This is a genomic window from Enterobacter sp. ECC-219, from assembly GCF_043966805.1.
In the GTDB taxonomy this organism is placed as follows: domain Bacteria; phylum Pseudomonadota; class Gammaproteobacteria; order Enterobacterales; family Enterobacteriaceae; genus Enterobacter; species Enterobacter cloacae_N.
In genome coordinates, this window is record NZ_CP143680.1 from 79,688 (window position 1) to 92,824 (window position 13,137).

The 13,137-nt window shown below is 57.5% G+C and carries 9 protein-coding genes; 3 read left to right on the plus strand and 6 right to left on the minus strand.

Annotated elements, in window-relative coordinates:
• Positions 1 to 38: 38 nt before the first annotated feature.
• A complete protein-coding gene (locus V1603_RS00415; RefSeq protein WP_395313376.1) occupies positions 39 to 1,676 on the minus strand; it encodes a dihydroxyacetone kinase subunit DhaK in 1,638 nt (545 codons plus the stop codon).
• 137 nt (positions 1,677 to 1,813) lie between these two features.
• Between V1603_RS00415 and V1603_RS00420 the strand changes: the two genes are divergently transcribed.
• Entirely contained in the window at positions 1,814 to 3,316 is a 1,503-nt protein-coding gene (locus V1603_RS00420) for a helicase HerA-like C-terminal domain-containing protein (protein ID WP_395313377.1), read from the plus strand.
• Here the strand turns inward: V1603_RS00420 and V1603_RS00425 are convergent.
• Complete coding sequence (locus V1603_RS00425; RefSeq protein ID WP_316379973.1) at positions 3,296 to 4,237, minus strand: TIGR01212 family radical SAM protein; 942 nt, start codon at positions 4,235 to 4,237, stop codon at positions 3,296 to 3,298. The two genes, V1603_RS00420 and V1603_RS00425, sit on opposite strands and share 21 nt — an antisense overlap.
• A gap of 688 nt (positions 4,238 to 4,925) precedes the next feature.
• Between V1603_RS00425 and gltB the strand changes: the two genes are divergently transcribed.
• Complete coding sequence (gltB, locus tag V1603_RS00430; protein WP_163329761.1) at positions 4,926 to 9,386, plus strand: glutamate synthase large subunit; 4,461 nt, start codon at positions 4,926 to 4,928, stop codon at positions 9,384 to 9,386.
• 9 nt (positions 9,387 to 9,395) lie between these two features.
• Positions 9,396 to 10,814, plus strand: coding sequence for a glutamate synthase small subunit (locus tag V1603_RS00435; RefSeq protein WP_116343528.1), 1,419 nt, complete (start codon positions 9,396 to 9,398; stop codon positions 10,812 to 10,814).
• A 29-nt stretch (positions 10,815 to 10,843) separates the two neighbouring features.
• Here V1603_RS00435 and sspB read toward each other — a convergent pair whose 3' ends face one another.
• The 4 genes from sspB to rplM all read right to left on the minus strand — a co-directional run bounded on the left by sspB (position 10,844) and on the right by rplM (position 13,130).
• Positions 10,844 to 11,341, minus strand: coding sequence for a ClpXP protease specificity-enhancing factor (gene sspB, locus V1603_RS00440; RefSeq protein ID WP_061099617.1), 498 nt, complete (start codon positions 11,339 to 11,341; stop codon positions 10,844 to 10,846).
• A gap of 5 nt (positions 11,342 to 11,346) precedes the next feature.
• A complete protein-coding gene (gene sspA, locus V1603_RS00445; RefSeq protein ID WP_014885418.1) occupies positions 11,347 to 11,985 on the minus strand; it encodes a stringent starvation protein SspA in 639 nt (212 codons plus the stop codon).
• Between the two features lie 308 nt (positions 11,986 to 12,293).
• Positions 12,294 to 12,686 (minus strand): 30S ribosomal protein S9, encoded by a 393-nt coding sequence (rpsI, locus tag V1603_RS00450; protein WP_003860436.1) that lies wholly within the window; start codon positions 12,684 to 12,686, stop codon positions 12,294 to 12,296.
• Positions 12,687 to 12,701: 15 nt separating this feature from the next.
• Positions 12,702 to 13,130, minus strand: a complete 429-nt coding sequence (gene rplM / locus V1603_RS00455; RefSeq protein WP_003860434.1) for a 50S ribosomal protein L13 — start codon at positions 13,128 to 13,130, stop codon at positions 12,702 to 12,704.
• Between the last annotated feature and the right edge of the window lie 7 nt (positions 13,131 to 13,137).

Here is a 13,137-nt window from a genome sequence, read left to right on the forward strand (position 1 = left end):
TGCCGGGTGGCGGCTTCGCCTTACCCGGCCTACTTAAGTTACTGCGCCAATATGTTAAACACTTCCGCTACCGCGACCGCCCCCGGGTCCATTACCCCGTCCAGATTCTCTTTATTCACATACGATGAGCGCCCCGCACCGGCTTTCTGCATTTTCGCCGTTGCCTCTGCCCCCTTCTGTGCCGCCTGCGCCGCTGACTGAAGATCCTTTTTCTGCAATGCCTCCAGCGCCGGCTGCAGCGCGTCGATCAGGGTACGATCGCCGAGATCTGCCCCACCGTACTGCTTCATTTGCGCCAGCCCGCTGAGCAATGCCTCGGGTAGCGACTGACCATCGTGAAGCTTTTGCCCCGCCGCGGTAAAGAAGATCGACATCAGCACCCCGCTCGATCCGCCCATCACCGTGGCCAGCCGCTCGCCCACCAGCAGCAGAAGCTTAGGCACATCATTAAGCGGAAGCGCGTTCTCCTCCAGGCGCTGCGCAATATCCCGCGCCCCTTGCGCAAAGGTGGAGCCGGTATCGCCGTCGCCCACTTTGGCATCCAGCGCGTTCAGGCGGTTTTCCAGCTGTATGAGCGTCTTCGTCACCCGTGAAACAGACTCCTTCACCTGCGGGTTTTCAGATGGGGTATATTCCACGCGATCGTGAATAGCGCTTTGCGGAACGGTACGCAGGGGGGCAAACGCCACGGGTTTTTGCCAGCCCAGCGTTTCCACCTCTTCATGCAGCGCTTTCTCGAACAGGTCGTTGAGCTTCAGCAGCGTCAGAGAAAAGCCCTTCATGTCCAGGGCGCTCACCAGCGGTGCCGGGCCAATAAGATAAGCAATGTTCTCTTTCAGCGCCGAGTGAGCCAACTCTTTGGTCAGCAACGCCATTTCCAGCGCCGAGACGCCGCCGAGGTTGTTAATCAGCACCGCGAAACGCCCCTCGCCCGCCTGCGCTTTGAGCGGGGTAACCAGCGTGTCGATAATCGCTTTGCTGTTTTGCGTATCAACTACCGAGGCCCCCGGCTCCCCGTGGATCCCCAGCCCCAGTTCGACATGGCCCTGCTTGATGCGCCCCTCTTCATCGTCGCTGCCCGGCAGGTTACAGGTTTGCATCGCAACGCCCAGGCTCCAGAGGTTATCGCAGGCCTGCTGCGCAATATCCCGCACCTCGCTCAGGGATTTTCCGTGCTCCGCGGCATAGCCCGCAATCTTATGCACCAGCGCCGTACCGGCAATGCCGCGCGGCTGCTTGTTGTCGGGCAGCGCGATATCGTCCGCCACAATCACCATCTCGACCTTCAGGCCGTAGCGTTTGGCCTTTTCTGCCGCCAGACCAAAGTTCAGGCGATCGCCGGTGTAGTTTTTGACGATCAGCAGACAGCCGCGATCGCCCGTCACCGCCACAATGGCATTCAGTACCGCATCCACGCTCGGGGAGGCGAACAGATCGCCACAGACTGCCGCCGTCAACATGCCTTTACCGACAAATCCGGCGTGTGCAGGTTCGTGCCCGGAGCCACCGCCGGAGATCACCGCCACGCGGCTTTTATCCCAGTCGCCGCGTGCCACTACGCGGATAGCCGGATCGATATCGAGCTTGACGAGATTCGCGTGTGGCGCAGTAAGGAGTATGCCTTCAATGGCATCGTTGACCAGCTGTTTGCGATCGTTAAAGAAGAATCTGGACATAGTTTCCCACTATTTTGTGAACCGTATGCAAAAGCATAGTCCGCGCTGGATAATGCGCCGCAAAGTCAGGAATTTACTTAACCAAATTGCTATCAGGTTGCCTATACTCCACCCAGGACTAAGAGAGGAAGCGCATCATGAGTACACCATTGTTAATTGCCCGGACGCTGGAAAAAGAGCTGTATCTACTGCCCGCGATGGCGAACCGCCACGGCCTGATCACCGGTGCGACCGGGACGGGGAAAACCGTGACCTTACAGAAGCTGGCGGAGTCGCTTTCAGAGATTGGCGTGCCGGTCTTTATGGCTGACGTGAAGGGCGATTTAACCGGCGTGGCTCAGGAGGGTACCGCTTCTGAAAAACTGCTTGAGAGGCTGAAGAATATTGGCATCACGAACTGGGCACCGCACGGCAACCCGGTGGTGGTCTGGGATATCTTCGGTGAGAAAGGCCACCCGGTGCGCGCCACCGTCTCCGATCTCGGCCCGCTGCTGCTGGCCCGCCTGCTCAACCTCAACGACGTGCAGTCCGGGGTGCTGAATATCATCTTCCGCATTGCCGACGATCAGGGGCTGCTGCTGCTTGACTTCAAGGATCTGCGAGCCATTACCCAGTATATCGGTGATAACGCCAAATCCTTCCAGAACCAGTACGGCAATATCAGCAGCGCCTCTGTCGGGGCCATTCAGCGTGGGCTTCTGACCCTGGAGCAACAGGGTGCCGAGCACTTCTTCGGCGAGCCGATGCTGGATATCAAAGACTGGATGCGTACCGACAGCAATGGCAAAGGCATCATCAACATTCTGAGCTCTGAGAAGCTCTACCAGATGCCGAAGCTTTACGCCGCCAGCCTGCTGTGGATGCTCTCCGAACTGTACGAGCAGCTACCGGAAGCGGGCGATCTGGAAAAACCAAAACTGGTCTTCTTCTTCGACGAAGCGCATCTGCTGTTTAACGACGCGCCGCAGGTGCTGCTGGATAAAATTGAACAGGTCATTCGCCTGATCCGCTCCAAAGGGGTTGGAGTCTGGTTTGTGTCGCAAAACCCGTCGGATATCCCGGATAACGTGCTTGGCCAGCTCGGTAACCGCGTGCAGCACGCCCTGCGCGCCTTTACGCCGAAGGATCAGAAAGCGGTGAAAGCCGCCGCGCAAACCATGCGTGCCAATCCGGCCTTTGATACCGAAGCGGCGATTCAGGCGCTGGGCACCGGTGAAGCGCTGATCTCGTTCCTTGATGCGAAGGGCAGCCCCTCCATCGTGGAGCGCGCGATGGTGATCGCGCCCTGCTCGCGCATGGGGCCCGTTACTGACGATGAACGTAACGGCCTGATTAACCACTCCCCGGTTTACGGGAAGTACGAAGACGAGGTGGATCGCGAGTCCGCGTTTGAGATGCTGCAAAAAGGGGTGCAGGCGACAACCGAATCGCAGGATGCGCCTGCCGCTAAAGGGCAGTCTGTCGCCGTGGATGACGGTATTCTCGGGGGGCTCAAAGACATCCTGTTCGGCAGTACCGGGCCGCGCGGCGGCAAGCGCGACGGCGTGGTACAGACCATGGCGAAAAGCGCGGCGCGGCAGGTTACCAATCAGATAGTGCGCGGCATGCTGGGAAGTCTGTTAGGGGGACGTCGCCGGTAGACGGGGGACCCAGGGGCGGCCAAGAGCCGCCCCCTGCACGCCATTCTCCTGCAGATAGCGGTCGATTTCCACCATCCCCGTCCAGCGGTTCTCGCACCAGAGCGGTGCCAGAAGCGTTGGACGGCGGGCGCTGGCGGAGATACGGTGGTAAACAATCTCCGGCGGTGTGTGACGAATCATCTCCCCCGCCGTCACCGTATATTCCTCAAGCTCAATACCGCTTAACCGCCCGGCCTTCCAGGCTTTCGCCATATTGCTTCCCGTAACGATATGCAGGGGATGCAGTTTGATGCCGTCCACGCCGGTTTCAACCACCTTTTCCAGCGTCTCCAGGCCGTGCTGTCGACCTTCACCAGGCAAGCCGACAATCAGATGCGAGCAGACTTTTAACCCGCGCTCGCGGGCCAGCCGCGCGGTGCGCTGGTAGCAGGCGAAATCATGTCCACGATTAATGCGGTGCAGGGTTTTGTCATGTGCAGTCTGCAGGCCCAGCTCCAGCCAGATCTCGTAGCCCTGCTCTTTGTACTCGCTGAGCAGATCCAGCACCGCGTCCGGCACGCAGTCCGGGCGCGTGCCAACGCATAGCCCGACAATATTGGCCTGCATGACCGCCTGCTGATACATGGAACGCAGCACCTGCACCTCCGCCCACGTGCTGGTGTAGGCCTGGAAATAGGCCAGATACTGCTTTGCACGGTTGACCAGGCTGGCCTGGTGCGCGAGTTGTTCCGCGATAGAGTGATGCTGCTGGGCCTCGTCAGCAAAGGACGCAACGTTACAGAAGGTACAGCCGCCGCGCCCGATGGTGCCGTCGCGATTCGGGCAGCTAAAGCCGCCGTGCAGCGTCAGCTTATGAACCTTTTGGCCGTATCGCTGCAAAAGATCCCCACCAAACATATTGACTAATTTCTGTAACTGCATAATCTGATAGACCGTCCCGAAGAAAGGGGACAAGCCTGCCATTTTTAGCCTCTGTCGGCGATGACCTGGATCAATCGCCCTGGACGGCCTTTATCTGTATGAATAAATACTCATGATTACTGCAATTTCATTCACGCTATCTGTGATTACTTTTCCTTATGTTCTGACTGTTTTTTTCACTTATAGCGGCAACACTGAAAAACAGTGATTTTATGCGGATTTGAATACGTCACCAGATTATTGTTCTGCTATAAATCAGCATTTCAGCACGCTGCATCAATAATACCGCTTTCATATAGTGAGTCAGATCACACTCCTTCACGGCTCCCCAGGCCTTTAGATGATTATAAAAATAGTTAAATAGCCTTTAAAAACAAAGAGATGACCACCCATTAGCACATATTTGTATAAATAAGATTGCCATTTGACCTGTGTACCAATTCCCGATAAGTTGGAAATCCGCTGGAAGCTTTCTGGATGAGCGGCCTGCTCATCATATTTATGCAGTAATTGAGATTCCCTCTGAAGCAAGTCCTCAAACTTGTTTACCTGCGCGATAAGGATGAAAAAGAGGGCGAATGCGAGGTCCGCGTATGAAACGCAAACCCCGTCGCCATGCTCTTTCTGCGCCTGTGCGCCACGGTAAAGTTCAGTGGGAAGCCCGACGAGCCTGGGGAGGTTCACTGATATGTTGTACGATAAATCCCTTGAGAAGGATAACTGTGGTTTCGGCCTGATCGCCCACATAGAAGGCGAACCTAGCCACAAGGTAGTGCGTACTGCTATTCACGCACTGGCCCGAATGCAGCACCGTGGCGCTATTCTTGCCGATGGTAAAACCGGCGACGGTTGCGGCCTGCTGCTGCAAAAACCGGATCGTTTCTTCCGCATCGTGGCGGAAGAGCGCGGCTGGCGTTTAGCCAAAAACTACGCTGTCGGTATGCTGTTCCTGAACCAGGATCCTGAAAAGGCTGCCGCTTCACGCCGCATCGTCGAAGAAGAACTTCAGCGTGAAACCCTGTCGATTGTCGGCTGGCGCGATGTGCCAACCAACGAAGGGGTGCTCGGTGAAATCGCCCTCTCCTCGCTGCCTCGCATTGAGCAGATTTTCGTTAACGCACCTGCGGGCTGGCGTCCGCGCGATATGGAACGCCGTCTGTTTATTGCCCGCCGCCGCATCGAAAAACGCCTCCAGGACGATAAAGAGTTCTACGTGTGTAGCCTCTCGAACCTGGTCAACATCTATAAAGGTCTGTGTATGCCGGCTGACCTGCCGCGCTTCTACCTGGACCTGGCGGACCTGCGTCTGGAATCGGCCATTTGCCTGTTCCACCAGCGCTTCTCCACCAACACCGTGCCACGCTGGCCGCTGGCGCAGCCGTTCCGCTATCTGGCGCATAACGGCGAGATCAACACCATCACCGGTAACCGCCAGTGGGCACGCGCCCGTACCTATAAGTTCCAGACCCCTCTGATCCCTGACCTGCACGATGCCGCACCGTTCGTGAACGAAACCGGCTCGGACTCCAGCTCCATGGATAACATGCTGGAACTGCTGCTGGCGGGCGGGATGGATATCGTGCGCGCCATGCGTCTGCTGGTGCCACCGGCCTGGCAGAACAACCCGGACATGGATCCTGAGCTGCGCGCGTTCTTCGACTTTAACTCCATGCACATGGAGCCGTGGGACGGCCCGGCGGGCATCGTCATGTCCGACGGCCGCTTCGCTGCCTGTAACCTGGACCGTAACGGTCTGCGTCCGGCGCGCTACGTCATCACCAAAGACAAGCTCATCACCTGCGCCTCTGAAGTCGGTATCTGGGATTACCAGCCTGACGAAGTGGTTGAGAAAGGCCGCGTAGGCCCGGGCGAGCTGATGGTGATCGACACCCGCGGCGGCCGCATTCTGCACTCCGCCGAAACCGACAACGATCTGAAGAGCCGCCACCCCTACAAAGAGTGGATGGCGAAAAACGTGCGTCGTCTGGTGCCATTTGAAGATCTGCCGGACGAAGAGGTGGGCAGCCGCGAGCTGGACGACGATACGCTTGCCAGCTTCCAGAAACAGTTTAACTACAGCGCGGAAGAGCTGGACTCTGTTATTCGCGTACTGGGTGAAAACGGCCAGGAAGCGGTCGGCTCCATGGGCGACGATACCCCGTTTGCCGTGCTCTCCAGCCAGCCACGCATCATTTACGATTACTTCCGTCAGCAGTTCGCGCAGGTCACCAACCCGCCGATCGACCCGCTGCGTGAAGCCCACGTAATGTCGCTGGCGACCAGCATCGGTCGTGAGATGAACGTCTTCTGCGAAGCCGAAGGCCAGGCGCACCGTCTGACCTTTAAATCGCCGATCCTGCTGTACTCCGATTTCAAACAGCTCACCACTATGACCGAGGAGCACTACCGCGCCGACACGCTCGACATTACGTTCGACGTGACCGAAGCGAGCCTCGAAGAGACGGTGAACGCGCTGTGCGACAAAGCCGAGCAGATGGTGCGTAACGGCACCGTGCTGCTGGTGCTGTCTGACCGCAATATCGCCAAAAACCGTCTGCCGGTGCCTGCGCCAATGGCGGTGGGTGCTATCCAGACGCGCCTGGTGGATAAGAGCCTGCGCTGCGACGCTAACATCATTGTTGAAACCGCAAGCGCGCGCGACCCGCACCACTTTGCCGTGCTGTTAGGCTTCGGCGCGACGGCGATCTACCCGTACCTGGCCTACGAAACGCTGGCCCGCCTGGTGGATACCCGCGCGATCGACAAAGATTACCGCACGGTGATGCTGAACTACCGTAACGGCATCAACAAAGGTCTGTACAAGATCATGTCCAAAATGGGCATCTCGACCATTGCCTCCTACCGCTGTTCGAAGCTGTTTGAAGCGGTCGGCCTGCATGATGAGGTCGCCAACCTCTGCTTCCAGGGCGTGGTCAGCCGCATCGGCGGCGCCGGTTTTGCTGACTTCCAGCAGGATCTGGTGAACCTGTCCAAACGCGCCTGGCTGGCACGTAAGCCGCTGGATCAGGGCGGTCTGCTGAAATACGTTCACGGCGGCGAGTACCACGCCTATAACCCTGACGTGGTGCGCACGCTGCAGCAGGCAGTTCAGAGCGGCGAGTACAGCGATTATCAGCAGTACGCCGAGCTGGTGAACAATCGTCCGGCGGCGACGCTGCGCGACCTTATTGCCCTCAATCCGGGCGATGAAGCGGTCAGCATTGACGAGGTTGAACCTGCATCCGAACTGTTTAAACGCTTTGATACCGCGGCGATGTCCATCGGCGCGCTGAGCCCGGAAGCCCACGAAGCGCTGGCGGAAGCCATGAACAGCATCGGCGGCAACTCCAACTCCGGCGAAGGCGGTGAAGACCCGGCGCGTTACGGCACCAACAAAGTGTCTCGTATCAAGCAGGTGGCATCCGGTCGCTTTGGCGTAACGCCTGCGTACCTTGTCAACGCCGACGTGATTCAGATTAAAGTCGCTCAGGGTGCTAAACCGGGCGAAGGCGGTCAGCTGCCGGGTGATAAAGTCACCCCGTACATCGCCAAACTGCGCTATTCCGTGCCGGGCGTGACGCTGATCTCCCCGCCGCCGCACCACGATATCTACTCTATCGAGGACCTGGCGCAGCTGATTTTCGACCTGAAGCAGGTCAACCCGAAGGCGATGATCTCCGTGAAGCTGGTTTCCGAACCGGGCGTCGGCACCATCGCCACCGGCGTGGCGAAAGCCTATGCGGATCTCATTACCATTGCCGGCTACGACGGCGGCACCGGCGCAAGCCCGCTCTCTTCCGTGAAATATGCGGGCTGCCCGTGGGAGCTTGGCCTGGTGGAAACCCAGCAGGCGCTGGTGGCGAACGGCCTGCGTCACAAGATCCGCCTGCAGGTGGACGGTGGTCTGAAAACCGGCCTCGACATCATCAAGGCGGCGATTCTGGGTGCGGAAAGCTTTGGCTTTGGTACCGGCCCGATGGTTGCGCTCGGCTGTAAATACCTGCGTATTTGCCACCTGAACAACTGTGCAACGGGCGTTGCAACCCAGGACGAGAAGCTGCGTAAGAACCACTATCACGGCCTGCCGTTCAAAGTGACCAACTACTTTGACTTCATCGCCCGTGAAACACGCGAGCTGATGGCGCAACTGGGCGTGAAGCGTCTGGTGGACCTGATTGGCCGCACCGACCTGCTGAAAGAGCTGGAAGGCTTCACGGCGAAGCAGCAGAAGCTGGAGCTGAGCAAGCTGCTGGAAACCGCGCAACCGCACCCAGGCAAAGCGGTCTACTGCACCGAGAACAACCCGCCGTTCGATAACGGCGTGCTGAACGCGCAGCTGCTGCAGCAGGCGAAGCCGTACGTGGACGACAAGCAGAGCAAAACGTTCTGGTTTGATATCCGCAACACCGACCGCTCCGTGGGCGCATCCCTCTCCGGTTATATCGCGCAGACGCACGGTGACCAGGGGCTGGCTGCCGACCCAATTACCGCGCACTTCAGCGGTACCGCGGGTCAGAGCTTCGGGGTCTGGAACGCAGGCGGCGTTGAGCTTATCCTTACCGGCGATGCCAACGACTACGTCGGTAAAGGCATGGCAGGCGGTCTGCTGGCGGTGCGTCCTCCGGTCGGCTCAGCCTTCCGCAGCCACGAAGCGAGCATCATCGGTAACACCTGCCTGTACGGCGCGACCGGCGGCCGTCTGTTCGCAGCAGGTCGTGCGGGCGAGCGTTTTGCGGTGCGTAACTCCGGTGCCATCACCGTGGTGGAAGGCATTGGCGATAACGGTTGTGAATACATGACGGGCGGGATTGTTTGCGTTCTGGGTAAAACCGGCGTGAACTTCGGCGCTGGCATGACGGGCGGTTTTGCCTACGTACTGGATGAAGACGGTGAGTTCCGCAAGCGCGTGAACCCGGAGCTGGTGGAAGTGCTGGATGTTGATACGCTGGCTATCCATGAAGAACACCTGCGCGGCTTGATTACCGAACACGTGCAGCATACCGGTTCTTCGCGCGGCGAAGAGATCCTGGCGAACTGGCCGGCGTTCTCTGCGAAATTCGCGCTGGTTAAGCCGAAGTCCAGCGATGTTAAAGCCCTGTTGGGTCACCGTAGTCGTAGCGCAGCAGAGCTGCGCGTGCAGGCGCAGTAAGGAATTCAGATGAGCCAGAACGTATACCAGTTTATCGACCTGCAGCGTGTTGATCCGCCAAAGAAACCGCTGAAGATCCGCAAAATTGAATTTGTTGAAATCTATGAGCCGTTTTCAGAAGGCCAGGCCAAAGCACAGGCAGACCGCTGCCTGTCCTGCGGTAACCCTTACTGCGAATGGAAATGTCCGGTGCACAACTACATCCCGAACTGGCTGAAGCTGGCCAACGAAGGGCGTATTTTTGAAGCCGCCGAGCTGTCTCACCAGACCAACACCCTGCCGGAAGTATGCGGTCGCGTGTGTCCTCAGGACCGTCTGTGTGAAGGCTCCTGTACGTTGAACGATGAGTTTGGCGCGGTGACCATCGGCAACATCGAGCGCTATATCAACGATAAAGCGTTCGAAATGGGCTGGCGTCCGGATATGACCGGCGTGCGTCAAACCGACAAGCGCGTGGCCATCATCGGAGCGGGCCCGGCGGGCCTGGCCTGTGCGGACGTCCTGACCCGCAACGGCGTGAAGGCGGTGGTCTTTGACCGTCATCCGGAAATTGGCGGTCTGCTGACCTTCGGTATCCCGGCCTTTAAGCTGGAAAAAGAGGTCATGACCCGCCGCCGTGAAATCTTCACCGGCATGGGCATTGAGTTCAAACTGAACACAGAAGTGGGCCGCGACGTGCAGCTCGACGACCTGCTGAAGGATTACGACGCCGTGTTCCTGGGTGTGGGCACCTATCAGTCCATGCGCGGCGGTCTGGAGAACGAAGACGCGCCGGGCGTATACGACGCGCTGCCGTTCCTGATTGCCAACACCAGGCAGATCATGGGCTACGGTGAAACGGCTGATGAACCATTCATCAGCATGGAAGGCAAACGCGTGGTGGTGCTGGGCGGCGGTGATACCGCGATGGACTGCGTGCGTACCTCCATTCGTCAGAATGCGGCACACGTCATCTGCGCCTACCGTCGTGACGAAGAGAACATGCCGGGCTCGAAACGCGAAGTGAAAAACGCGCGTGAAGAGGGCGTGGAGTTCCAGTTCAACATCCAGCCTCTGGGTATTGAGGTGAATGCCAACGGAAAAGTGAGCGGCGTGAAGATGGCTCGCACGGAGATGGGCGCGCCGGATGCGAAAGGCCGTCGTCGCGCGGAGATCGTGGCAGGCTCTGAGCATGTGATCCCGGCCGATGCCGTGGTGATGGCGTTTGGTTTCCGTCCGCACAGCATGGAGTGGCTGGCGAAGCACAGCGTGGAGCTGGATTCGCAGGGCCGCGTAATCGCGCCAGAAGGTAGTGATAATGCGTTCCAGACCAGCAACCCGAAAATCTTCGCCGGTGGCGATATCGTTCGCGGTTCTGACCTGGTGGTCACGGCGATTGCCGAAGGCCGCAAAGCCGCTGAAGGGATTATGAACTTCCTGGAAGTGTAAAAAAAACAGGCCCGATTGGGCCTGTTTTTTTATTTGACGACACGTAGTGCCGGACGACCACCGCGCGGTGGCGGATCGTCATCAGGATCGTTGTCGTCCTCACGATCGGGCTTGTCGCCATCAATCACGGACATTACCGTTTCGCTTTCGCTGGCGGTGATGCCTTCGTCATCATTCAGGCTGGCAACCTCTTCATCGTATGCCGCTTCCGGCTCGAACATGGTTCCCGCACCGTTTTCACGCGCGTAGATCGCCAGCACCGCAGCCAGCGGTACGGAAACCTGACGCGGCACGCCGCCGAACCGCGCGTTGAAGCGCACTTCGTCGTTTGCCAGCTCCAGGTTACCAACTGCACGCGGGGCAATGTTCAGTACGATCTGTCCGTCACGTGCGTATTCCATCGGAACCAGCACGCCCGGCAACGTCACATCCACAACCAGGTGCGGCGTGAGCTGGTTATCCAGCAGCCATTCATAGAAGGCGCGCAGCAGATACGGACGGCGTGGGGTAAGTTGTGACATTTCCACAGTCATTAGCCTCGGCCGAGACGCATTTCACGTTCCGGTTCAGTTAAAGATGCCAGGAAAGAGTCGCGCTCAAATACGCGAGTCATATAGCCTTTCAGCTCTTTTGCGCCAGGGCCGCTGAACTCAACGCCCAGGGTTGGCAGACGCCACAGCAGCGGGGCCAGGTAGCAATCTACCAGGCTGAACTCATCGCTCAGGAAGAAAGGTTTCTGACCAAACACAGGGGCAATTGCCAGCAGCTCTTCACGCAGTTGCTTACGCGCAGCGTCGGCTTCAGAAGCGGAACCGCTGGTGATGACGTTCATCAGCGAGTACCAGTCTTTTTCGATACGCTGCATGTACAGGCGGCTTTCACCACGCGCAACAGGGTAAACAGGCATCAGCGGCGGATGCGGGAAACGCTCATCCAGATATTCCATAATGATACGGGATTCCCACAGGGTCAGCTCGCGATCCACCAGCGTCGGTACGCTTTGGCTCGGGTTGAGATCGATCAGATCCTGAGGCGGGTTATCCTTTTCCACATGCTCGATCTCAAAACTGACACCTTTCTCGGCCAGTACGATACGAACCTGATGGCTATAAATGTCAGTAGGACCAGAAAACAGCGTCATTACCGAACGTTTGTTGGCAGCGACAGCCATGAAAACCTCCAGGTATATTCAGAATTTTTACTGCTACCAGCCCAACAGGGGCCAGCCAGATGTTGTATCGCCCATCCCAGAGAAAACACATTGTTCAAGAATCGAACAAAAATCGAGTATTCACCGATATTTGGGCAGAAAATTGGATGATAGTTTACCAGATTTTGATGGCTTTGTGGTGAGGGGATTCTGGAAATGTGGAAAAAGAGAAGATATATGAAATGTTACTGTGGATAACCTGCGCATTATCCATAAAAAAACCCGCCGAAGCGGGTTTTTCGCCAATCGTTCTGCGTAAGCAGAATGGATTAACGTTTGGAGAACTGTGGACGACGACGTGCTTTACGCAGACCCACTTTCTTACGTTCAACCTGACGAGCGTCACGAGTAACGAAGCCAGCTTTACGCAGTTCAGAACGCAGGGATTCGTCGTACTCCATCAGAGCGCGGGTGATACCGTGACGGATCGCACCTGCCTGACCGGAGATACCACCACCTTTAACGGTGATGTACAGATCCAGTTTTTCTACCATATCAACCAGTTCCAGCGGCTGGCGAACTACCATGCGGGCAGTTTCGCGACCGAAGTATTGTTCCAGAGAACGCTGGTTGATTACGATTTTACCACTGCCCGGTTTGATGAAAACGCGAGCTGCGGAACTTTTGCGGCGACCAGTGCCGTAGTATTGATTTTCAGCCATTGCCTATAATCCCGATTAGATGTCAAGAACTTGCGGTTGCTGTGCCGCGTGGTTGTGCTCGTTGCCTGCGTAAACTTTCAGTTTACGGAACATAGCACGACCCAGCGGGCCTTTTGGCAGCATGCCTTTAACCGCGATTTCAATCACACGCTCAGGACGGCGGGCAATCATCTCTTCAAAGGTCGCTTCTTTGATACCACCGATGTGGCCGGTGTGGTGGTAGTACATTTTGTCAGTACGCTTGTTGCCGGTAACAGCAACTTTGTCAGCGTTCAGAACGATGATGTAATCACCGGTATCAACGTGCGGAGTGTATTCCGCTTTATGCTTACCGCGCAGGCGACGAGCCAGTTCAGTAGCCAGACGGCCCAGAGTTTTACCGGTCGCGTCAACAACATACCAGTCGCGCTGTACGGTTTCTGGTTTAGCTGTAAAAGTTTTCATTAAAAGC

What these genes read in the sequence shown, in the direction of transcription:
- V1603_RS00415 (WP_395313376.1), bottom strand. Translation starts at nt 1,676, where the DNA reads ATGTCCAGATTCTTCTTTAACGATCGCAAACAGCTGGTCAACGATGCC.
- V1603_RS00420 (WP_395313377.1), top strand. Translation starts at nt 1,814, where the DNA reads ATGAGTACACCATTGTTAATTGCCCGGACGCTGGAAAAAGAGCTGTAT.
- V1603_RS00425 (WP_316379973.1), bottom strand. Translation starts at nt 4,237, where the DNA reads ATGCAGTTACAGAAATTAGTCAATATGTTTGGTGGGGATCTTTTGCAG.
- V1603_RS00435 (WP_116343528.1), top strand. Translation starts at nt 9,396, where the DNA reads ATGAGCCAGAACGTATACCAGTTTATCGACCTGCAGCGTGTTGATCCG.
- rplM (WP_003860434.1), bottom strand. Translation starts at nt 13,130, where the DNA reads ATGAAAACTTTTACAGCTAAACCAGAAACCGTACAGCGCGACTGGTAT.
- rpsI (WP_003860436.1), bottom strand. Translation starts at nt 12,686, where the DNA reads ATGGCTGAAAATCAATACTACGGCACTGGTCGCCGCAAAAGTTCCGCA.
- gltB (WP_163329761.1), top strand. Translation starts at nt 4,926, where the DNA reads ATGTTGTACGATAAATCCCTTGAGAAGGATAACTGTGGTTTCGGCCTG.
- sspA (WP_014885418.1), bottom strand. Translation starts at nt 11,985, where the DNA reads ATGGCTGTCGCTGCCAACAAACGTTCGGTAATGACGCTGTTTTCTGGT.